Origin of the sequence: Kribbella steppae, from assembly GCF_004342025.1 — a bacterium.
Taxonomy (GTDB): domain Bacteria; phylum Actinomycetota; class Actinomycetes; order Propionibacteriales; family Kribbellaceae; genus Kribbella; species Kribbella steppae.
This window is the reverse complement of sequence record NZ_SLWN01000008.1, coordinates 377,507-399,329: the sequence shown is the minus strand read 5'-3', so window position 1 is coordinate 399,329 and position 21,823 is coordinate 377,507. Positions and strand designations below refer to the sequence as shown.

At 68.2% G+C, this 21,823-nt stretch carries 21 protein-coding genes; 7 read left to right on the top strand and 14 right to left on the bottom strand.

The window, feature by feature from the left end:
• Positions 1-104: 104 nt before the first annotated feature.
• Complete coding sequence (locus EV652_RS25215) at positions 105-944, top strand: helix-turn-helix transcriptional regulator (RefSeq protein ID WP_199238386.1); 840 nt, start codon at positions 105-107, stop codon at positions 942-944.
• A gap of 107 nt (positions 945-1,051) precedes the next feature.
• Here the strand turns inward: EV652_RS25215 and EV652_RS25210 are convergent, their stop codons facing one another.
• Both EV652_RS25210 and EV652_RS25205 read right to left on the bottom strand, forming a co-directional pair.
• Positions 1,052-1,561: a DUF1269 domain-containing protein gene (locus tag EV652_RS25210; protein WP_132211665.1), complete on the bottom strand. Its 510-nt coding sequence runs from the start codon at positions 1,559-1,561 to the stop codon at positions 1,052-1,054.
• A gap of 267 nt (positions 1,562-1,828) precedes the next feature.
• On the bottom strand, positions 1,829-2,755 hold the full coding sequence (locus tag EV652_RS25205) for a hydroxymethylglutaryl-CoA lyase (protein WP_132211664.1): 927 nt from the start codon (positions 2,753-2,755) through the stop codon (positions 1,829-1,831).
• Between the two features lie 63 nt (positions 2,756-2,818).
• Between EV652_RS25205 and EV652_RS25200 the strand changes: the two genes are divergently transcribed.
• Entirely contained in the window at positions 2,819-3,463 is a 645-nt protein-coding gene (locus EV652_RS25200; RefSeq protein WP_132211663.1) for a GNAT family N-acetyltransferase, read from the top strand.
• 136 nt (positions 3,464-3,599) lie between these two features.
• On the opposite strand, the gene EV652_RS25195 is transcribed toward EV652_RS25200, so the two are convergent.
• From EV652_RS25195 to EV652_RS25185, 3 genes are all read right to left on the bottom strand, one after another.
• Entirely contained in the window at positions 3,600-4,388 is a 789-nt protein-coding gene (locus EV652_RS25195) for a metallophosphoesterase family protein (protein WP_242001985.1), read from the bottom strand.
• Between the two features lie 67 nt (positions 4,389-4,455).
• Positions 4,456-5,763 carry a TrbL/VirB6 family protein gene (locus EV652_RS25190; RefSeq protein ID WP_132211662.1) on the bottom strand — a complete coding sequence of 436 codons (1,308 nt, stop codon included), beginning with the start codon at positions 5,761-5,763 and terminating at the stop codon, positions 4,456-4,458.
• A complete protein-coding gene (locus EV652_RS25185; RefSeq protein ID WP_132211661.1) occupies positions 5,763-6,527 on the bottom strand; it encodes a DUF8175 domain-containg protein in 765 nt (254 codons plus the stop codon). Before EV652_RS25185 ends, EV652_RS25190 begins: the two co-directional genes overlap by 1 nt.
• Before the next feature lie 207 nt (positions 6,528-6,734).
• Between EV652_RS25185 and EV652_RS25180 the strand changes: the two genes are divergently transcribed.
• The 3 genes from EV652_RS25180 to EV652_RS25170 all read left to right on the top strand — a co-directional run bounded on the left by EV652_RS25180 (position 6,735) and on the right by EV652_RS25170 (position 9,285).
• Entirely contained in the window at positions 6,735-7,286 is a 552-nt protein-coding gene (locus EV652_RS25180) for a MarR family winged helix-turn-helix transcriptional regulator (protein ID WP_242001984.1), read from the top strand.
• 93 nt (positions 7,287-7,379) lie between these two features.
• Positions 7,380-9,023, top strand: coding sequence for a molybdopterin-dependent oxidoreductase (locus tag EV652_RS25175; RefSeq protein WP_242001983.1), 1,644 nt, complete (start codon positions 7,380-7,382; stop codon positions 9,021-9,023).
• Positions 9,010-9,285 carry an ABC-2 transporter permease gene (locus tag EV652_RS25170; RefSeq protein WP_199238385.1) on the top strand — a complete coding sequence of 92 codons (276 nt, stop codon included), beginning with the start codon at positions 9,010-9,012 and terminating at the stop codon, positions 9,283-9,285. Before EV652_RS25175 ends, EV652_RS25170 begins: the two co-directional genes overlap by 14 nt.
• On the opposite strand, the gene EV652_RS25165 is transcribed toward EV652_RS25170, so the two are convergent.
• The 5 genes from EV652_RS25165 to EV652_RS25145 all read right to left on the bottom strand — a co-directional run bounded on the left by EV652_RS25165 (position 9,282) and on the right by EV652_RS25145 (position 15,373).
• Entirely contained in the window at positions 9,282-10,526 is a 1,245-nt protein-coding gene (locus EV652_RS25165; RefSeq protein WP_132211660.1) for a hypothetical protein, read from the bottom strand. The genes EV652_RS25170 and EV652_RS25165 overlap by 4 nt on opposite strands.
• Positions 10,527-10,629: 103 nt before the next feature.
• Positions 10,630-11,319: an N-acetylmannosamine-6-phosphate 2-epimerase gene (locus EV652_RS25160; protein ID WP_132211659.1), complete on the bottom strand. Its 690-nt coding sequence runs from the start codon at positions 11,317-11,319 to the stop codon at positions 10,630-10,632.
• On the bottom strand, positions 11,316-12,206 hold the full coding sequence (locus tag EV652_RS25155) for an N-acetylglucosamine kinase (RefSeq protein WP_132211658.1): 891 nt from the start codon (positions 12,204-12,206) through the stop codon (positions 11,316-11,318). Before EV652_RS25155 ends, EV652_RS25160 begins: the two co-directional genes overlap by 4 nt.
• 97 nt (positions 12,207-12,303) lie before the next feature.
• Complete coding sequence (locus EV652_RS25150) at positions 12,304-13,740, bottom strand: gamma-aminobutyraldehyde dehydrogenase (RefSeq protein WP_132211657.1); 1,437 nt, start codon at positions 13,738-13,740, stop codon at positions 12,304-12,306.
• Positions 13,741-13,747: 7 nt separating this feature from the next.
• Entirely contained in the window at positions 13,748-15,373 is a 1,626-nt protein-coding gene (locus EV652_RS25145) for an amidohydrolase (protein WP_132211656.1), read from the bottom strand.
• A 156-nt stretch (positions 15,374-15,529) separates the two neighbouring features.
• Here EV652_RS25145 and EV652_RS25140 point away from each other — a divergent pair, with 156 nt between their 5' ends.
• Positions 15,530-16,918 carry an aspartate aminotransferase family protein gene (locus tag EV652_RS25140; protein WP_132211655.1) on the top strand — a complete coding sequence of 463 codons (1,389 nt, stop codon included), beginning with the start codon at positions 15,530-15,532 and terminating at the stop codon, positions 16,916-16,918.
• Positions 16,919-16,929: 11 nt separating this feature from the next.
• The gene (locus EV652_RS25135) at positions 16,930-17,595 is read left to right on the top strand and encodes a class I SAM-dependent methyltransferase (protein ID WP_132211654.1); all 666 of its coding nucleotides are present in this window, start codon (positions 16,930-16,932) and stop codon (positions 17,593-17,595) included.
• A gap of 19 nt (positions 17,596-17,614) precedes the next feature.
• Here EV652_RS25135 and EV652_RS25130 read toward each other — a convergent pair whose 3' ends face one another.
• Genes EV652_RS25130 through EV652_RS25115 form a run of 4 tightly spaced genes read right to left on the bottom strand, consistent with a single transcriptional unit; the run spans position 17,615 to position 21,823 of the window.
• On the bottom strand, positions 17,615-18,982 hold the full coding sequence (locus EV652_RS25130) for an NAD(P)/FAD-dependent oxidoreductase (RefSeq protein ID WP_132211653.1): 1,368 nt from the start codon (positions 18,980-18,982) through the stop codon (positions 17,615-17,617).
• Positions 18,979-19,779 carry an ABC transporter permease gene (locus EV652_RS25125; RefSeq protein WP_132211652.1) on the bottom strand — a complete coding sequence of 267 codons (801 nt, stop codon included), beginning with the start codon at positions 19,777-19,779 and terminating at the stop codon, positions 18,979-18,981. The genes EV652_RS25130 and EV652_RS25125 overlap by 4 nt, the downstream gene beginning before the upstream one ends.
• Positions 19,776-20,678, bottom strand: a complete 903-nt coding sequence (locus EV652_RS25120; RefSeq protein ID WP_242001982.1) for an ABC transporter permease — start codon at positions 20,676-20,678, stop codon at positions 19,776-19,778. Before EV652_RS25120 ends, EV652_RS25125 begins: the two co-directional genes overlap by 4 nt.
• Entirely contained in the window at positions 20,675-21,823 is a 1,149-nt protein-coding gene (locus tag EV652_RS25115) for an ABC transporter ATP-binding protein (protein ID WP_132211651.1), read from the bottom strand. Before EV652_RS25115 ends, EV652_RS25120 begins: the two co-directional genes overlap by 4 nt.

Genomic DNA, 21,823 nt, shown 5'->3' with positions numbered 1-21,823 from the left:
GTACGACGTCATGGTGGTGCGAGCCACGTGGCGCACTCCGTCCGGTCCACCTGAGTCCCGCTAGACGTCGGAAACTGTCGGTGGCGGCCGTCAGGATGGGGTTCGTGAGTGATCGCCGGGCTGAGCTCGGGGAGTTCCTGAAGGCGCGGCGCGCCCGGGTGTCCCCCGAGGAAGTCGGCCTGCCGTCCGGCGGACGACGTCGTACGCCGGGTCTGCGTCGCGAGGAGCTCGCCCAGCTCGCGGGCGTCGGCGTCACCTGGTACACCTGGCTCGAGCAGGGCCGGCCGATCAACGCCAGCGGCCAGGTTCTCGATGCCGTCGCGACCACGCTGCGGCTCAGCTCGATCGAGCGCGAACACCTGTACCGGCTGGCCGAGGCGACACCGGCGCGCCTGCCCCGCGCGAACGTGTGCGCGAACGAGCTCGTCTTCACCGAGATCCTCACCGCACTCGATCCGCTGCCTGCGGTCATCACGAACACCAGGTTCGACATCGTCCAGCCGAACCAAGCCTTCAGCGACCTGTTCCACGACTGGCACACGCTGCCCTGCGTCCACAAGAACCTGCTCTGGTGCCTGATCACCGAGCCTCGCGCCCGACAGCAGCTACTCAACTACGACGAGGAAGTGCCGTATCTGGTCGCGCGGCTGCGATCGGCGTACGGCGAACACCTCGGCGACCCCGACTGGGAAACCGACCTCGAGCGACTGTGCAAGCTCAGCCCTGAGTTCACCCAGCTCTGGTCGCGCCACGAGGTCGCCGCCTGCACGCCACGCCCGCGGCACATCCGCCACCCGATCGCCGGCGAGCTCCACTTCACCGTCACCGAGCTGGCCGTCCCTGCCTATCCCGACCTCCTCCTGTTCATCGAAACGCCCGCCACCCAAGAGACCCGGGAGCGCCTCCCGCTCACCCGCCGCACGCTCGACCCCGCCAACGCCTGACCCAACCGCGTGGGTAGTGAGTTGCAGGGGCAGCCGTGAGCCACCTGCAGCGGGGGGCACTGGCGAGCCGGGTTGGGTCGGCCCGGGCACGGTCAGGCGGATCAGCGTCAGGGGGTTGCCGGGTCGTCGGGGTGCTCGGCGAGGGCGGCGATGAGGCGACGTTCGTCTTCGTCCGTCCAGGTGGTGCGGAGGATCTGCGGTGTCAGGGATTTGAGTTGGTCGACGGCCTTGTCGCCGTCGACGACGTTTCTGATCACCAGCAGGAGTGCCGCATGGCCGGGGGTCAGGGTTGCTCTGAGGTCGCGGACGAACTTGGCGTTGAGGATGCCGGCCGAGACCTTTCCACCAACGGCGCCGGCGGCCGCGCCGACCGCGGCCGAGAGCAGCGGGACGAGCAGCATCAGCCCGATCAGACCGCCGCTGGCCGCACCGGCGACGGCTCCGGCGGCTGTCAGCCGGAGCGGCTGGATGAGTTCGATCTCGCCGTCGTCGCGTCGGTAGGCCACCGCGGCGCCACCGAGTTCGAGGGCGCCTTGGGATTCCAGTTCGGTGGTCCGGCGCAGGGCCTCTTTCGCCAGGTCGCGGTTCGGGAATCCGAGAACGATCAGGTCGGTCATGATTCCACTCCGTTCGGCGTACAGGTGACGCGGAGGGAGAGGCGAGGCGGACTGTGCGAGGACCACGCAACAGAACACGACTTCGACGCTCGACACACCCCCGGCCCAGTTCTCCGACGGTAGCCGACCGACCCCGCCGCTGCCGACAGTTCGAGATCGCGCACTCGTACGACGGCCTGCCACTGGTGGTCGGCCCACCAGAGGGCGGCGGAGGCGCGGACGGGCAGGGGTCGGGGCGGCGGGGTGGGGTGCGGCGGCGCAGGTGGGTCAGCCGGCGAGGGCTTGGACTACTCGGCTGGCGGAGGGCTTGTCCAGTTGACCTGCCATCCAGACGCTGGTGGCGACCAACTTCTCCAGGTCTACGCCGGTTTGGATACCTAGGCCGTCGAGTTGCCAGACGAGGTCTTCGGTGGCGAGGTTGCCGGTGGCACTCTCGGCGTACGGGCAACCGCCGAGGCCGCCGGCCGAGCTGTCGACGGTGGTGACGCCTTCGCGGAGGGCGGTGAGGGTGTTGGCGAGTGCCTGGCCGTAGGTGTCGTGGAAGTGGACGGCCAGTTTGTCCACACCGACTCCGGCGGCGGCGAAGGCGGCGATCAACGCCGTCACCTGGCCTGGTGTCGCGACGCCGATCGTGTCGCCGAGGGAGAGTTCGTGGCACCCGAGGTCGACCAGGCGCGCGCCGACCTTGACCACCTGGTCGATCGGTACGTCGCCTTCCCACGGGTCGCCGTAACACATCGAGACGTACCCGCGCACCGTCAGTCCTTCGCCCAGCGCCCGCTGGATCGTCGGGGTGAACATCGCGAACTGCTCGTCCAGCGTGGAGTTGAGGTTCTTCGCGGCGAACGTCTCGGTCGCACTGGCGAAGATCGCGATCTCACGGACGTTCGCGGCCAGAGCGCGATCGAGGCCGCGTTCGTTCGGGACCAGGACAGGCGCGCGGACGGCGTCCGAAAGGTCGAGCGCGGCGAGGAGCTCGGCAGCGTCGGCGAGCTGCGGTACCCATTTCGGGTGGACGAAACTCGTCGTCTCGACCGTCGTCAATCCGGCCTCGACCAGCCGGTGGATGAACTCCGCCTTGACCGCGACGTCGACGATCGCCGACTCGTTCTGCAACCCGTCGCGCGGTCCGACCTCGTAGATCGTGACCCGGTCGGGCAGCCCGTCGGTCCCCACCAGTTGCGGCTTCCGCATGTATGTCGCCTCCGTCGCGTCCGTGATCGAGCCTGGTTAGGGGTCTCCTCCACAATGGCTCTGATGACAACTCTGGCTGACATTCTGCGCGGGATCGAACGCGGGGTCTTCCCCGCCCCGGACCTCGGCATCACCCTCGTACCGGCACCGTCCCCGCGCGAGGCCTGCGTGGTCGCCCTCACCGGGCACATCGTGATCGCCGCGGACGTCGACCCGGCCTGGGTCGCCGAACGGGTTCCGCCCGGCGACCTCTCCGCCCCCACGAACCCGCCGTTCCTTTCGGCTCTGGAAGACGCCACCGGCCGACGGGTGAACGCGATCGACGCGATGCTGCTCGCGTCGGCACTGACCGATCCGGGCGAACGCGACGCGGCGACCGCCGGCCTCACCGAACTCACCGACCACGACCACCCACGCGTCGAACGAGCGTGGCGGTATCGCAACGACGTCCGGGTGTACGTCGACGAGTACGGCGGCCTGGTGCTCACCGGAAGAGGGTTGGCGGATCGCATCGAGTGCGCGATCGAAGTACCCGACGACTCCCGAGGCAAGGGCCACGGCCGCCGCCTCGCCCGGGCCGCCCGCGCACTGATCCCGCCGGACGCGCACATCTGGGCACAGGTCACGCCCGGCAACGCCGCGTCCTTCCGCACGTTCCTGGCCGCCGGCTACAAACCCGTCGGTTCCGAAGCCCTCCTGGTCGACTAGCCAGTCGTTGCTATAGGCACCCAATCCGCCGCAGGGACCTCCGTCGACGGAAATCCACAGCTGTGGACAACCTGGGGATAGTTGCCTGCGGCCCCTTCGGACGAGCGGTTTGTTCACCTTGGCGTCGCCAGAGGTTTCAGGACTTGCGGTGGTAGGTGTGGGGTTCGTTGGCGTAGAGGTTGCCTCGGTAGAGGCCGTGGATGATTTCGGCTTCGTAGCCGTCGAGTTCGGGCATACCGAGTTCGCGGGCGATCGCGAGCTCGGCGTGGGCGTCGTACGGGATGCGGACGAACTGGATCGAGAACGGCGCCGGGTCGGGTGAGTCCGGGACGCCTTCGAGGATCACGTACACCGGGGTCGGGTCGTCCAGACTGTTGCCGACCGAGCCGATGTTGAACAGCGTGCGGCCGAGGTCGACCTCGTAGAACGGGTCGTGTGTGTCGGCGTACCCGACCACGGTCGGGATCGGGCCGTCGCCGGTGGCCTCGGTGTTCGCGAACAGCTCGACGTACTCGGCCTCGTCGTGGTCGAAGCGCACGCGCCGGTGCACGCTCGTCGACGACGCGTGGAACAGGCGGATCTGCCGGCCGCTGAACAGGAAGTCGTGGCAGAACGGGAGCTCGCGCAACCAGGTCCACTGGTCCTCGCGCAGTTCCTTCTTCCACCAGCGCAGCGCTTCGGTGTCGTACTCGCGATCCGGGTTCGGCAGGAAGTCGTCCCAGTTGCCGAGGATGTTCACCTCACACAGCTCCTGGCACCGATCCACCACCTCCTGACCGCGCGGGCCTTTGCCGACGTAGTCGCCGAGGTTGAAGATCCGCTCGATCCCGCGCCTCTCGATATCCGCCAGCACCGCCTCGAGCGCGGTCAAGTTCCCATGAACGTCCGAGATCAACGCGATCCGCTCCAGCCCCATAGCCGCCATGCTGTCATCCTGTCCCACCCCACCGACAACGCTTTTCGCCACAGCCGGTCGCGAGGTAAGCGACCGACTATCGGCTGCCGCTGGGCCCGGCTGGTTCGGGGATGCGTTCCTGCCCAGCGGCGGTGGACTGAGATCGTGGCGGACGTGCACGGGAGCCGCCACGAGATATCGGGCCGAACGACGAGGTCGGGGTGATCGAGCCACCTCCTGATTCGCCGGCAGAGTGAGCCGCGGCCCCGGCCACCCCACCGGCAACCTTCCGGGCTCCGTTGACGGCTGCCCCCGCGGCGACGAGGCCCGCGCTGGCGACAGCTCCGACCCCGACAGCACCCGACGCCCCGCCGCCTCCACCTGCCGCACCGCCGCCCGAAGCACCGCCGCCGCCACCCGAGCCGCGAGACCCAAGACCGAGGGACGAACGCCCTACGTTGATGGCACCGGTGGCAATCCCGCCCGGGTCCGCGACCGAACTACCCATTCCCGCGCTGCCACCAGCGACCGCCGCGGTCACCGGGACCATGAACCGCAGCAGCGCCGGCAGGGCGAAGATCGCGAGGAACAGCATCATCAGACCGGTCGTGGTCTGCACGAAGCTGTTGGTGGACTGGCCGACTCCCAGCTCGTTCATCTTGATCGCGGCCGCGTAGATCAGGGCGGCGGCCGGTTTGTACGCGATGAATGCCAACGCCCAGCCGCAGTACTTCTTGAACCAGGTCTTGCCCATCTCGGTGTTGGTCGCCGCGGCGGCGAGCGGGAACGTCCCCGCCAGCAGAATCAGCATCGCCGAACGGATCACCATCAGGACGACCTGGATCAGGGCCGCCATGATCACCGCCACGCCCGCGAACATCATGATGAGACTCGCAACGTGGTCGCCGGACGCCATCCCGAGGCTGCCTTGCATCACCAGCTCACCGAGCGCGGTGGCCAAAGTCTTGTCGTCGGGATGCGCCGATCTCACGATGTGCAGCGAAAGCTCGTCCGACCATTCGACCAGCAGTTGCATGGTCGCCGTACCGGCCGCGCTCGCAACGACGAACACCAGCACCGCCTTCAGCAGGTCCTGAAGTGGTTGGGCTCGCTGCTCCCAAGCCAGCCGCATACCCGCGATCAGCACGGCGATGGTGAAGACGACCCCGGAGATCCACAGGACGTTGCTCTGCAGGAAGTCCACCATCTCGCTGTTCTGCCGAGCAGACCCACCGGCATCGGCCACCAGAGTCGGGCTGGGCTCCTTGATCCAGTACGTCGCGATGGCATTGATCCCCTCCATCGCGGCCTGGCCGATGCTGGCGCTCAACTCCTTGAGGGCATTCGTGGCCACTGCATCGAAGCCGTCGCTGACGTGGCAGGCGAAATCCGTCGGGATACACATCAGACACCACTCCAAGCAACGAAGTCGTTGAGATCGCGGTGTTGGGCGAAGGGGGTGCCCACGGGCTCGCCGGGCGGGGGTGGTTGGAGGTGCCAGTCGTCGTGGTGCCAGGCGAGGGTCAGGGTGATGCTCATGTACGCCGACTCGACCGGGAGGGCGAGCATGATGGTGGCTCGGTCCTGGTCGGCGTCGAGGACTCGGTAGCCGGCCAATTGGATGACGGCGGACCTGGTTGACGGCTCTTCCTTGCGTAGCTCGCGGATGAGGGCGTCGGTGTTCGGGCCGGGGAGCATGAGCTTCCGGACGGTGGGGATGGCCTGGCGCTGGTCGGCCAAGGCTGCGACGACGTTGTAGGCGGCGAAGACGGCACCGCTGGGGGAATGGGCGAAGCAGTGGCGGAATCCGTCGGGGTCGGTCGTGGCTGGGCCGTTGGTCGTTGAGCGGGGTACGACGACCCGGCGGCTGACATCCCAGCCGTCGACGGACGGCGGCTCGGTGGGGATGGTCTGGTCGCCGGCGGGAAGAGCGCAGCTGGATCGACCGGCGCCGGACTCGACGGCCGGGATCGCTGGCTGAGCAGTCGAAGTGGTCTGGGCCGGTTCGCGGGCTTGCGCGACCTGCGCCGTACCAGCGGAGGTGTCGGCAGAGCCCGAGGTCAGGCCGGTGATGAGGAGAAGGGCACCGCAGAGCAGCACTGCGCCGATGACGATGCAGGCGGCGATGAAGCCGCGGCCGAAGGGTGACTGGTCCTCGTTCTCGTTCATCGCGCTCCCCGATCCGTCGGTCGAAAACCTCACCGCACAAGGCTTGCAAAGATCGCCCGACCGCCGCGGAAGTTATCCACAGGCCCTGGGCAGGACCGCCGGAGAGGCGCCGGGTTACGCTCGGGTTGCTTGCGCTTGAGGGTCGATCTGTAGCCGAAAGGTCACCCCGTGTAGCGAAGTGACCTAGTCAGCTAATAGAGTCCGCGCATGACCATCGCGCCTTCGCTTTGCTCGCCCCTAGCGCTCGCCGATGCAGAACCCACTCGCGCCGCCGAACCCTGGGAAAGCGACGTGATCAGCGCGTACGGCCTGCTGCGTGAAGCAGCAGCCGAACTCGATCACCTGATGCGTCATTCCCTCAAGCGCAGTGGTCTGCAAATGGCAATGTTCGAACTGTTGCTGCGGCTGGCCCGCAGCCACGGTGAGAAACAGCGTCTTACGTCCCTTGCCCGGGAGTTGACCGTCACCACCGGCGGCATCACCCGGCTGGTCGACCGCGCCGAGAACCTCGGTCTGGTACGCCGGGAGCCCTGTCCCGACGATGCCCGCGGTTCGTTCGCGGTCCTCACCGAGGAGGGGAAGCGGCGGCTGCGCGAAGCACTGCCGGATCACCTCCTGGAGATCGACAGCCTGTGGATGTCCCAGCTGGCCGACGAGCGGGAGGTCGTGCTCGGCAAGCTTCGCCGGGTTCGCGACAACGCTCGCCGCTGGCCGAACGGCCGGCCGAACCTGGGGCCGATCACGCCCGACCGGATCTGAATCAACCCGACAACTGAACATTTCGCATTACCCGCGACTAACGGATGGGGCGCTCGACTGGTGTCGGGCGCCCCGCCGCGTAATCGTTGAGAGGTGAACCAAGCCGATCAGGTCCCCGGAGCCATCCACGGCCGGGTTGCGGACGAAGCGGGGCGCGGCGGCGATGACGCCGGCCGTGGGTACGACGCCGTCCGCGGTGGAGATGGTGCGGGTCGCGGGTCGAGCGGGCGGTGGGACGCCACCTGGTGGCGGGGTGCTGTTGGTGGAGTGCTGGCCGCGTTCGCCGGTTTGGCGGCGGGGAGTGTGGTCGCCGGCCTGCTCGGGACGCGGCAGACGCCGGTCGTGGCGATCGGATCCGCGTTCATCGACCGGGTGCCGCCGTGGCTGAAGGATCTGGCGATCGCCTGGTTCGGCACGAACGACAAGACCGCGCTGCGGGTCGGCATCCTGACCGTCCTACTCGTGCTGGCCGCAGTCGGCGGGATTCTCGCGGTACGACGCTATTGGGCCGGCGCGCTGATCACGGTCGTACTGGCCGGAGTGGCGGTCGCCGCGGCCGCGACCAGGCCGGACAGCGGACAGACGGGCTTCGTCCCGTCGGCAGTCGCCGGGATCACGGCCCTGCTCGTCCTCAGACTCTTCTCGCGGCGACTCGAGCCGCTCATAGACAACCCGGACGACGGCGTCAGCCGCCGGGGCTTCCTGCAGCTGTCGGCCGGTGTCGCCATCGGTACCGCCGCGGTCGCCGCACTAGGACGGATCGTCGGCGGCAATCGCGCCGCGGTCGCCGAGGCCCGCGCAGCGCTCGACCTGCCGAAACCACCGACGCTGGATCCGCCGGCCGGAGTCCAGGCCGACGGCGCGACGCCATGGGTGACGCCGAACGACGACTTCTACCGCATCGACACCGCTCTCTCGGTGCCGCAGATCCTGCCGTCGGACTGGAAGCTGCGCATTCACGGCATGGTCGAGCGCGAACTCGAGTTGACCTTCGACGACCTGCTGAAGCGTCAGGTCGTGCACAAGTGGGTCACCCTCACATGTGTCAGCAACCAGGTCGGTGGCGACCTGATCGGCAACGCGCTGTGGTCCGGCGTACTGCTCAAGGACCTCCTCAACGAAGCCGGCCCGTCCACGGATGCCGACGCGATCCAGTCGACGTCGAAGGACGGATTCACCGCCGGTACGCCGCTCAGCACGCTGCTCGACGAGCGGCAGTCGATGCTCGCGTTCGCGATGAACGGTCAGCCGCTGCCGGTCGAACACGGGTTCCCGGTGCGGATCGTCGTACCAGGGCTGTATGGGTATGTGTCGGCGACGAAGTGGCTGACGGATATCGAGGTGACGCGGTTCGACCAGTTCGATGCGTACTGGACGCCGCGCGGCTGGTCGGAGCTCGGGCCGATCAAGTTGTCGTCGCGGATCGACGTACCGTTCGGCAAGAAGGTGACCGCGGGCCAGGCGACCGTGGCCGGGGTCGCGTGGGACCAGCACGTCGGGGTGTCGAAGGTCGAGGTGCGGGTCGACGGTGGTCCATGGCAACAGGCGACGCTGGCGACGGACGCATCGATCGACACCTGGCGGCAGTGGCACTGGACCTGGGACGCTCCGCGCGGCAACCATGTCCTGCAGGTACGGGCGTTCGATGCCAAGGGCAACCCACAGATCGAGGCGTCCGCGCCACCGGCTCCGAACGGCTCGACCGGACTGCACTCGGTCAACGTTGTGGTCGACTAACTCGTCGCTGGTCAGCGCGGGCGGTACGTTCCCGTGGCAGACGATCCCCGAGCCGCTGTACTTCTTCCACCACGCACTCCCGATGAGCTACGCGATCGACGGCGTACGTCACCTCATGTACGGCGGACCCGGCGCATCACTCGGCCGCGACCTCCTGGTCCTCGCAGCCTGGCTCCTCGCCGCACTGGCCGCGTCCACCCTGGCCGCCCGCAACCAGCGCGTCTGGTCGGCCAAGAAGTTGCAACCAGAGCTCGCGCTCTAGCAGTTCATGAAGGCGGCGGTCTCGGTGAGGAGGCGGTTGGTGGTGGGCTGGTCGAAGAAGGTGATGAGGGCTTCGTAGGCGCCGGACTCGGCGGCGGACGGGTCGACGATGTAGCCGTAGTACCCGTCCGTGTAGCCGACCACTCGGGTGATCGGATGCGTACTGTCGGCCTGCAGACAGGCGCCGTGCAGGGCGAACAGCTCGACCGGCAGGTTGACCCAGCACACGTCGCCCATGGTCACCACGCTGATCGGCAGCTCCAGCGCGTCCGGTAACGAGGCCGCCGCCATCAGCGACTGGCCTCGTGCCCCGTCCAGCCGGGTCTGCGCGATCCGGCCTGACGGGTCGTCCACACCGCTGCGGACCGCGCTCGCCGCGGCCGCAACAGTCGACGCCGCCTCCTCCGCCGGAGGCATGTCCCGGACCGCGAGGTTGATCGTCGTACGACGGATGGCCGGTGCTGACTGTGGTAGCTCCAGTCCGGGGCCGGCCAGCGCCTCACGGACCCGTGACGCGAGCAGACCGCCCAGCCGAGCCACCTCACTGGCACCCCGGCCCCGGCGAGTGAAGCGTGGACTCACATCGCCGGCTGCGCCCTGGAGGTAGCCGACCACCGCAGGAGCCAACTCGGCCCGGGCAGCTCCCGGCCAGTCGGCGGACCACTGCAGGTTCTCCGGGCCGTACGTCGTCGGGTGACAGGCGAAGTCGAACAGCACCGCTTCCAGCGAGCCTTCCGGCGAGTGCAGCGCCAGGATCCCGGCCGTGTTGTCGTGCGGGCCGTTCTTGCGATGCCGGTTGGCGCCGACGCCGATCACCTCGATCGACCGCCAGGACGCCGTGACCGGACGGCGCGGCAGCGAGGCCTTGGCGACCGCTCCGATCAGCGGCTCGTACAGCGCAGGCTCGCGCTCCGCCGGGATGACCGGATGGATCTCACCGGTCCACCCGGCCGGTCCGGAGTGGGTGTGCGACGCGGACACCACGACGCGCGAGGGCGGGATGCCGGCCGCGCAGCCGGCCGCCGCGGACAGTTCGGCGGCGAGGTCCTTGCCCACCGCGATCGCGTCGAGGGTCAGCCAGAGGACGCCGGGGTCGTCCGCTGTACTGAGCCAGATCAGGGTTGCGCGCAGTGGGTCCGCGGTTCCGGTCGCAGGGCCGGTGCGGGCGGCGTAGCCGTCCAGCCGGTAGCCGGGCGGTGGCGTGACGTCCAGAGAGGTCGCGGCCAGGAGGAGTTTGCTCACTTTCTTACACGCTCCAGCGGTCGTGCCGGTGAAAACTTTCCGGTCCAGTCAAGATAGCCCGCCGGCGCCGGCGGAATCGAGGGCTGCCTCCAGTGTTGCGCGGTCACGGGCGAGATCGAGTAGACCAATTCGGTGAGGTCGCGCTCGCCAGCCGGGTGGTGATGTGCGTCGGGTTGGTAATCGCGGAGCCGACGACGACGGCATGGGCACCGGCGTCGCAGACCGCGCGAACGTGTTCGGGCGTCCTGATCCTGCCCTCGGCGACGACCGGGCAATCCACCGCGGCGGCGAGTCGGCGAACCAGGTCGACGTCAGGTCCGGTCGGCGTACCGCCACCGGTGTAGCCCGAGAGGGTGGTCGCGACGTAGTCGGCACCGGCGTCGCGGGCGGCGAGGCCCGCGTCCACGGAGTCCACGTCGGCCAGAATTGGTACACCGAGCTCCTGGTGGATCCGCTCGATCTGACGGCGCAGCGACTGACCGTCCGGGCGCGGCCGGAGCGTGCCGTCCAGCGCGATCAGGTCGGCGCCGGCCCCGACGACGTCGACGGCGGACTCGAAAGTCGGGGTGATGAACACACCGGACGGGTCGCCCAGCTTGTTGATACCGATGATCGGCAGGGCCGTCACTGCCCGGATCGCGGCGACATGCTCAGCTCCGTTCGCGCGGATCGCACCCGCTCCGCCCAACTCGGCGGCTCGCGCCATCAAAGCCATCAGTTCGGCGGAGTCGAACGGGTCCCCGGGGATCGACTGGCAGGACACGACCAGGCTGCCGGGCGGCAGCAAAGTCACGATCGGCGGTGGGTGATGATCAAGTCGGCGTACGGCCCGGGTGGGCTGGTCGCCAAGCGCTCAGCGCCATCGAGGGAGGTGCCGGCGGCTGCGACGAGCTGGGCTCGGGGTGACACGGCTGCACGGACCGGACCGAGTAGCTGTTCACCGGCGCCGGCAAACAGGCCGCCTACACACGCGACCGGGACAGCACTCCGGCCCGCAAGCGTCGCCACAGCCGCATCGATCGTTTCGGCGATGTCCTGAGCAGCCCGTACGACGAGGTCCGCCGCAACCGGGTCACCTTCGGTGGCACAGCGCAGTACCTCCGGAGCGAACCGTGCGACGTCGTCCACCAGCGTGGCCGACTTGTAGAGCGTCACCGGCTCCAGAGTGGTCTCCGCAAGCTTGGTCGCCGGACCACGCCCGTCCCGAGCCCGCTGTACGGCGACCAGCCCGGCGCGACCGATCGCGAACGCGCTGCCCGCGTCCCCGAACAGGTACCCGTGCCCGTCGACCTTGTGCCAGGAGCCGTCACGGTCGACGGCCAGGCAGACCAGTCCGGTGCCAGCAGCAACCACCACGCCGTACCCGTCGGCCAGTGCGCCCGCGTGGGCAGTGACCATGTCCTGACTCAGCCGCACCTCGTCGGCGTCCAGCAACTCGGCGATCCGCGCGGCAAGCTCCTCTGCAACTTCACGCACCGGCGGGAACCCGGTTAGCCCGAGCGCAACAACCTCCGCAGGCTCAGCAAACCCTGCCGCGTCCGCAGCCGTGCGGATCGCACCCAGCAGGTGCTCTGAGCTGGTAGGACCGTGCACATAGCCAGGCCCCGTTCCCACCCGTCCACCGGGCACAACGCGAAGCCTCAGGGCAGACTGCCCACCGTCAATGGCGATGCTGCTCATGCAAGTGATTCCAGGAGGAGTCGGGACTTGTTGTCGGGCCTACTCTTGCGCCCCGGCCGCGGTACGTAAAGCGACGCGACGACGTGCCCTAGACCACCTACGCCTCGATGTTCGACATGACGTGCTTGATGCGGGTGTAGTCCTCGAGGCCGTACATGGACAGATCCTTGCCGTGGCCGGAGTGATTGAACCCACCGTGGGGCATCTCCGCCACGATCGGGATGTGGGTGTTGATCCAGACGCAGCCGAAGTCGAGACGGCGCGCCATCCGCAGCGCCCGGCCGTGGTCGCGGGTGAAGACCGATGAGGCCAGGCCGTACTCGACTCCGTTGGCCCACCGCAACGCCTCGTCCTCGTCGCTGAACTGCTGCACCGTGATGACCGGTCCGAAGATCTCCTGCTGGATCGCCTCGTCGTCCTGGCGCAGCCCGGAGACCACGGTCGGCGCGTAGAAGAATCCTCGGTCACCAACGGCGGAACCACCGGTCCGCAGCGTCGCGTGGTCCGGGAGGCGGTCGATGTATCCGTTCACCCGGTGCAACTGATCGGCGTTGTTGAGAGCGCCGTACACAACGTCCGGGTCGTCGGGCTGTCCGGTCCTGGTGGCCTTGGCCCGCTCTGTGATCGCGTCGACGAAGTCGTCGTGGATGCGCGGGCCGGCCAGCACGCGGGTTGCCGCGGTGCAGTCCTGGCCGGCGTTGAAGTACCCCGCGTCGGCGATCGCCTCCGCCGCCTTCTCCAGGTCGGCGTCGTCGAAGACCACCACGGGCGCCTTGCCGCCGAGCTCGAGGTGGGTGCGCTTGAGCTGCCGGGCGGCGGCCGACGCCACCTCCATCCCGGCCCGGACCGAACCGGTGATGGCGACCAGCCGCGGGATCTCGTGGTCGACGAGTGCACGGCCGGTGTCCCGGTCACCGCAAACGACGTTGAGCACACCCGGCGGCAGGAACTCGTTGCACAGTTCGGCGAGCAGCACCGTTGACGCCGGGGTGGTGTCGCTCGGCTTGAGCACCACTGTGTTGCCGGCGGCAAGGGCAGGTGCGATCTTCCAGATCGCCATCATCAGCGGATAGTTCCACGGCGTCACCTGACCGACGACGCCGATCGGTTCGCGCCGGATCCACGACGTGTGGCCGGCCAGGTACTCGCCCGCCGACCGCCCTTCCAGCACCCGGGCCGCACCGGCGAAGAACCGCAACTGGTCTACACACGGCGGCACCTCGTCGCTCGCGGTCAGAGCCAGCGGCTTCCCGGTGTTCCGGCTCTCCACCTCGACGAACTCGTCGGCCCGCCGCTCCAGCGCGTCGGCGATCCTCAGCAGTGCCAGCTGTCGCTCGGCCGGGGTGCTGTCACGCCAGGCATCGAACGCCCGCGCGGCCGCGGTCATCGCCTGGTCGACGTCCTCGGCATTGGACAACGGCGCCCGCGCGTAGACCTCCCCGGTCGCCGGCGCGATCACGTCGTACGTCGCTCCGCTCAGCGCACCCACCGGCTTGCCGGCCACGAAGTTGGTGAGGGTCTGCAGCTCAGCCATGACAGTCCTATCTCGTCGTTTGATCGCCGAAGACGCATTCGCCTTCGACATAGGTGGCCCGCACTCGTGCATCCGCGATCGCTTCCGGCGGTCCGGTGAACGGGTCCCGATCGAGGACGGCCAGGTCCGCGAGCGCCCCGACCTCGATCCGCCCGGTCTCGTCCTCGTGGTTCAGCCACGCACTCCCCGACGTGTAGGCCGCCAGCGCGGTGGCCAGATCCAGCGCTTGCTCAGGAAGGAAGGCATCTCGGTCGCCCGGCGCCATTCGGTTCACAGCAACATGTACGGCGGCCAGCGGGTCCGGACTCGACACCGGCCAGTCCGAGCCGGCCGCGAGCCGCGCACCCGACCGGGCCAGCGCCCCGAACGGGTACTGCCAACCGGTGCGCTCCTGGCCGAGGAACGGAATCGTCAGGTCGACCATCTGCGGCTCGTACACGGCCCACAGCGCCTGCAGGTTCGCGGCGACTCCGAGCTCGGCGAACCGGCCGAGGTCGTCGGGATGAATCACCTGCAGATGAGCGATGTGGTGCCGCAGGTCGCTGTCACCGTTCTCCTTCAGCGCAGCCTCGAACGCATCCAGCGCCTCCCGAACGGCCCGGTCTCCGATGGCATGCACATGCACCTGGAACCCTTCGGCGTCGAGCCGCGTGACATGTCGTTCCAAGGCGACCGGGTCCACGAAGGAGAGCCCCGCGTTGGCGGTGCGGCATCCACAGCCGTCGAAGTAGGGCTCGAGCATTCCGGCGGTGAAGTTCTCGGCTACACCGTCCTGCATGATCTTCACGGTGCCGGCCCGGAATCGCGGGTAGCGCAGGGCGTCCCGTCGTACGACGAGCTCCGGGATCTGATCGGCACCGCGGTCGCGCTGCCACCACAGGGCCCCGACCACCCGCGCGGTCAGCCGCCCGTCCCGGGCGAGTTCGACGTACGCCGGAGTCGCGTCGCCGATGTTCGCGTAGTCGCCGAGGATGGCGTCCTGCCAGCCGGTGATGCCCAGCGAGTGCAGATACGCTTGCGCGTCGATCAGCGCGGCGACCAGCTCGGCCTGGGTCGTCGGCGGGACGAGCCGGCCGACGAGATCCATCGCTCCCTCGTGCAGTGTCCCGGTCGGCGCGCCGTCCGGCCCACGCTCGATCCGTCCGTCCGGTGGATCCGGGGTTCGAGTGTCGACGCCGGCCAGTTCGAGCGCCCGTGAGTTGGCCCAGGCTCCGTGGTGGTCCGCGTTCACCAGGAACACCGGCCGGTCGGCGACCACCGCGTCCAGGTCGGCCGCCGCCGGTACGCCGCCGGGGAAGTGGGGCTGGTGCCAGCCACCACCGACGATCCACGGCAGCTCCGGGTGCTCCCCGGCGTACCTCGCGATCTTCTCCAGGTACGCCGCCAACCCCGACGCCGGCGAGAGGTCGCAGCGGGCCCGTTCGAGGCCGCCCTGCACCGGGTGGATGTGTGCGTCCACGAAGCCCGGCAGCACCAGACCGCCCGCCAGGTCGACCACCTCAGTCCGCGGACCACGGAGCTCACTCAGGTCCGCGGCGACCGCGGCGATCCGGCCCGCCCGGACGCCCACCGCCAGGCCCGGCCGGTGGCGACGGCCGTCGAAGACCGAGCCGTTGACGAACAGGGTGTCCACCCCGCGACCTCCCGCCGTACGGATTCCGAATCAGATCTCGCCGTGGACTGATGACATCGATACAATATCGGCTGTATGGGCACGAAATCACTTGCCAGTGTGCACATTCGCAGGCAGGATGGCGAGCACCGGCCCGGCTGAGACGGAGGAACGAGGATGCCGTCCGACACGCTCGACGCCACCGACTTCACCCAGCTGCAGCAGTCGGCGCACGACCACCTGTGGATGCACTTCACCCGGATGTCGAGCTACCAGCAGGCCGAGGTCCCGGTCATCGTCCGCGGCGACGGCGTGTACATCTACGACGCTCACGGAAAGCGCTACCTGGACGGTCTGGCCGGCCTGTTCGTCAGCCAGTTGGGCCACGGCCGCACCGAGCTCGCCGAGGCAGCGGCCAAACAGGCCGCGGAGCTGGCGTTCTTCCCGCTCTGGTCCTACGCGCATCCCAAGTCGATCGAGCTGGCCGAGCGCCTCGCCGGCTACGCGCCGGGCGACCTCAACCGGGTCTTCTTCACCAGCGGCGGGGGTGAGGCGGTCGAGTCCGCCTGGAAGCTGGCCAAGCAGTACTTCAAGCTCACCGGCAAACCCGGTAAGCACAAGGTGATCAGCCGCGCGATCGCCTACCACGGCACCACCCACGGCGCCCTGTCCATTACCGGGCTGCCGGAGCTGAAGGCGGCGTACGAGCCGTTGGTGCCGAGCACGTTCCGGGTCCCGAACACCAACTTCTACCGGGCCCCGATCCACGGCGACGACCCGGCCGCGTTCGGCCGCTGGGCCGCCGACCAGATCGCGGTCGCGATCGAGAACGAGGGCGCCGACACCGTCGCCGCCGTCTTCCTCGAACCGGTGCAGAACGCCGGCGGCTGCTTCCCGCCACCACCTGGCTACTTCGACCGCGTCCGCGAGATCTGCGACCAGTACGACGTACTGCTCGTCAGCGACGAGGTGATCTGTGCGTTCGGCCGGCTCGGGCACATGTTCGGCGCCGAGCGCTACGGCTACCAGCCGGACATCATCACCTGCGCGAAAGGTCTCACCTCCGGCTACTCCCCGCTCGGCGCGATGATCGCGACCGACCGGCTGTTCGAACCGTTCCGACACGGCGACACCACGTTCGCCCATGGCTACACCTTCGGTGGCCACCCCGTATCCGCCGCGGTCGCGCTGACCAATTTGGACATCTTCGAGCACGAAGGCATCAACGAGCACGTCCGGAGCCGGGAGGGGGATTTCCGGGCGACGCTCGAAAAGCTGCTCGATCTGCCCATGGTCGGTGACGTCCGCGGTGCGGGGTACTTCTACGGGATCGAACTCGTCAAGGACAAGGCGACCAAGGAGACCTTCGACGACGAGGAGTCGGAGCGGTTGCTGCGGGGGTTCCTGTCGAAGGCCTTGTTCGACGCCGGTCTCTACTGCCGCGCCGACGACCGCGGCGACCCGGTCATCCAACTCTCCCCACCACTCGTCTGCGACCAGCAACACTTCGACGAGATGGAACAGATCATCCGAGCCGTCCTGATCGAGGCCGAGTCCAAGCTCTAACATCCGGCCCTATGAACGCTTCCCTTATCGAGCAACCTGTCGATCTCGACGTGGTCCGGACCTCCTACGACCGCGTCGCCGACAACTACGTCGAGATGAACCTCGGTGACATCACGACGTATCCCTGGTTGCGGACGGCGATCGACGGCTTCGCCGTCGCGGTGCACGGTCTTGGCCCGGTTCTGGACGTCGGATGCGGTCCTGGAGCTGTGACCGCCTACTTGGCCGAGCGCGGCCTCGATGTCTCCGGGGTCGACCTGTCGGCCCGGATGATCGACCACGCCCGGCGGTTACACCCCGACCAGCGGTTCGCCGTTGCCTCGGCAACTGAGCTGGATCTGGCGGACTCGTCGCTCGGAGGGATTCTCGGGTGGTGGTCACTGTTCAACTTGCCCCGGCACATTCTTCCCCTGGTCCTGAAGTCCTTCGCCCGAGCCTTGGTTCCGGGCGGGCACTTCATCATGGGCACCCACATGGGTGACGGCGATATCGAACGAACCGAGGCGTACGGCGCAGTCCCGGTCGCGTGGACGACTCACCTCTGGCAGCCCGACGATCTCTGGGCCCTCCTGGCTGCCGCAGGCCTCGATCCGGTGGCCGAACTGCGCCTCCCCGAGAGCGTGGCCGGCGTCCCCTCATTGGTCCTCGTCGCACAGCGCTCGAAAGGCTCGTCATGACCCGGTGCGTGGGCTAGGTCTAGAAGGTGAAGCCGAGGCCCATTCGGTCGAGGGTTCGGAGCCAGAGGTTGCGGTGGCCGGCGTGCGCGTCGGCCTGTGCCATGGACCAGCGGGTGAGGTGGATGCCGGCGGTGCGCAGCGGCTCGGGTGGGAACGGGGGTGGGCGTTCGCGGACCATGCGGAGGCGGGTGCGCTCGGTGTCCTCGCCGTACAGGAGGTCCAGCATCACGTCGGCGCCGAAGCGGGTGGCGCCGACGCCCAGGCCGGTGTAGCCGAGGGCGTAGCCGATGTGGCCGGAGTGCGCTGTGCCGAAGAAGGCGCAGAACCTGGTGCTGGTGTCGATCACACCGCCCCAGCGGTGGGTGAAGTGCAGGCCCTCCAACTGGGGGAACGTCGTGAAGAAGTGGCGGGCGAGCAGCGTGTGGATCGACTGGCGTTGCTCGAACGCTGGGTCGATCCGGCTGCCGAAGTGGTACAGCGGCATGTACCCGCCCCACAGGATCCGGTCGTCGCGGGTAAGGCGGTAGTAGTGGAACAGGTTCGACGCGTCGCCGACGCCCTGGCGATGACGCCAGCCGATGCTCCTCAGTTGCACGGTCGACAAGGGTTCCGTGACCAGGACCAGGTCGTAGACGGGCACGGTGTACCGGCGCAATCGCCGCAACAGCGAAGGAAAGGCGTTGGTGCCCAGCGCGATCCGATCCGCGCGCACGGAGCCAGTCTCCGTGAGCAACGATTTGGCGTGCAGCCTGGTCACCCGGCTGTGTTCATGGATGCGTACGCCGACTTCCAGGCAAGCCCGACGTAGTCCCCAGGCCAGACGGGCGGGCTCGACCAGCGCGGTCCGGTCGGGATCGAACAGCGCACCGAGGTACGTCGGTGAGTTCAGCTCCGCGCGGGCCGCCTCCTGGTCCAGGAGCGCGACAGCAGGGCGCTGGGCCGCCTCCTCGCCCAGTTCGTGGAGGTGGTGCGGCGCGGTGGCGACGGTGAGCTCACCGGTTCGTTGCCAATCGCAATCGATGCCGAACCGATTGATGGTGTGACCGATGGCGTCGAGGTTGTCGGCACCCAGCTGCTCGAGCTGATCGACCTCGTCCGGCCAGCGGGCCAGGCCGTTGCCGTACCCGTGCGTCAGGCTGGCGTCGCAGAAGCCTCCGTTGCGACCGCTGGCCGCGGATCCACAGGTGTCCGACTCGAGCAGTACGACATCGAGGTTCGGGTAGCGTTCCTTCGCCCGCAGTGCTGTCCACAGGCCGGTGTACCCGCCGCCGACCACAGCCAGGTCGGCCACGGTCGGCCCGAGGAGTGCCGGCGAAGGAACCGGTGCGGTCTTGTCCTCGAGCCAGAACACCCGAGGTTCGGCGTCCGCGAGCGCCGCAAGCTTCATCGGGTCCTTCGACGTCGGCCCAGTTCGCCGCCGAGCACGAGAATCAGGGCGAGCAGGAACATCGCCGTACCGACCGCGTTGATCTGCGGCGGGATGTCACGCTGCGCCGAACCCCAGACGTACATCGGGAACGTCACCGTGGTCCCGGCGTTCAGGTTGGTGATGATGAAGTCGTCGAACGACAGCGAGAAGCTGAGCAGCGCGGCGGCCAGGATGCCGGGGAAGACCAGCGGGAAGGTGATCCGCCAGAACGTCTGCGACTCGGTGGCGTACAGATCCATCGAGGCCTGCTCCAGCCGAAGGTCCATCCCGGTCAGCCGGGCCTTCACGGTGACGACGACGAACGACAGGCAGAACATCACGTGCGCGATCAGGATCGTCCAGAAGCCGAGCTGGCCCCCGAATCCGCTGGACACGAACAGCGCGAGCAGGGACGAGCCGAGCACGATCTCCGGCGAGGCCATCGGCAGGAAGATGAACAGGTTCGTCGCGGACCGGCCGCGGAACCGGTGCCGCGCCATCGCGAACGCCATCAGGGTGCCGAGCGCGGTCGCGACGACCGTGGCCAGCAGGCCGATCCGCAGACTGGTGCTGACCGCCTCGCACAACCCGAACGGCCGGCACGGGTGCAGCCAGTTGTCCCAGGTGAAGCCGTCGAACGTGTACGACAACTTGCTCTTGGGCTCGTTGAACGACATCAGGATCACGACGATGATCGGCACGAACAGGTACAGCAGGACGAGGAACCCGAGCACCATGATCAGGTGCCGTCCGACGAACCGACCGGCCCTGGTCATACCAGTTCCTCCGTCCCGGTCCGGCGTACGTACAGCAGCACCAGTACGACGATCGCCGCCATGAGCGTGACCGACAATGCGGCTGCGGTTGGATACGCCCCGGCGGCGAACAGGCGCTGGATGTCGTTGCCGATCATCCGCTGCTTCGGCGTACCCAGCAGCTGGGAGTTGATGTAGTCACCCGCCGAAGGAATGAAGGTCAGCAGCGTGCCCGCGACCACACCCGGCATCGACAGCGGCAGCGTGACGGTGCGGAACGTGGTGATCGGACCGGCGAACAGGTCCCCGCCCGCCTCGATCAACCGCCCGTCGATCCGCTCCAGACTCGCGTAGAGCGGTAGCACCATGAACGGCAGGAAGTTGTAGGTCAGGCCGGTGACGACCGCGGCCGTGGTGGCGAGCAGCCGACCGTCCGGGCCGAGGATGTGCACGGTCTGCAGGAAGTCCACCACGAAACCGTTGTCACTCAGCAGCAGCTTCCACGACAGCGTCCGGATCAGGAAGCTGGTGAAGAACGGCGCGATCACCAGCGCCAGCATCAGATTCCGCCACCGGCCGGCCTTGATCGCGATCGCGTAGGCGAGCGGATAGCCGAGCAGCAGGCAGAACGCGGTGGTCAGGAACGCGTACCAGAGCGACCGCCCGAACGGACGGGCGTAGTCCGCCATCGCGTCGGCGAAGTTCTGCCAGTGCCAGGTCATCGCGAACCCGGTCTCGATCGAACCGTTCGGGTCGTACAGGCTGGCGGCCAGCAGCGACACCAGCGGTACGACGAAGAACAACAGCAGGAAGAGCCCACCAGGAAGCAGCAACAGGTACGCCGTCCGCCGTCGACCCGAGCGTTCGGGTTTCGCGGCCGGAGCCTGGACAGTCGCGCCCAGTTGGCCGATCGCGCTCACCCGGCACCACCCGGGTCGTCGACCCCGGCGAGCGCGTCCTGCGCGGCATCCAGCACGAAGGTGTGCGACGGCTGCCAGTGCAGGTCGACCTGGTCCCCGACCACGAGTGTGTCCCGGGCCCCGGTGTTCTGCTCGAAGATCGTCAGCTCCTGATCCCACGGCAGCTTGGCCAGGTATTGCGTACTCACGCCGACGTAACTGACGTCGGTCACGACCGCACCCCGGAGCTGGTTCACGCCGTTGCTCTGCTCCGTGCCGGCCGGGGCCAGGAACACCTTCTCCGGCCTGATCCCCATCCAGACATCCCCCTCGGTCACCCGGCACCGTGGCAGCGGCACGGTCACCTTGCGGCCATGCACGTCGAGGACGAGGTCGTCGTCGGTCTGGCCGATGATCGTGGCCCGGATCAGGTTGGACTGGCCGAGGAAGTTCGCCACGAAGGTGGTGGCGGGCAGGTCGTACAACTCCGTCGGGGTGCCCAGCTGTTCGATCAGGCCGCCATTCATCACCGCGATGGTGTCGGCCATCGTCATGGCCTCTTCCTGGTCGTGCGTGACATGGACGAAGGTGATGCCGACCTCGGTCTGGATCCGCTTCAGCTCGATCTGCATCTGCCGGCGTAGCTTCAGGTCGAGCGCACCGAGCGGTTCGTCCAGGAGCAGCACCTGCGGCCGGTTGATCAGCGCCCGGGCCAGCGCGACCCGCTGCTGCTGGCCTCCGGACAGCTGCGCCGGGCGGCGCTTGCCAAAGGCACCGAGCTCGACCAGGTCGAGCATCTCGTCGACCTTCGGCTTGAAGTCCTTCACGCCACGGCGGCGCAGCCCGTAGGCGACGTTCTCGAAGATGTCCAGGTGCGGGAACAGCGCGTAGTTCTGGAACACGGTGTTGACCGGCCGTTTGTACGCGCGCAGTCCGGTGATGTCCCGCTCACCCAGCCGGATGCTGCCCGTACTCGGTTCCTCCAGCCCGGCGACCATCCGCAGGGTGGTGGTCTTACCGCAGCCGGACGGGCCGAGCAGGGCGAAGAACGTTCCGGCCGGAACGGTCAGGTCCAGGTGGTCGACGGCTCGCGACGCGCCGTACTGCTTGCTGATACCGCTGAGGACGAGATCGCTGGGCGGTGCGGCGGGAATCGTTGCAGACAT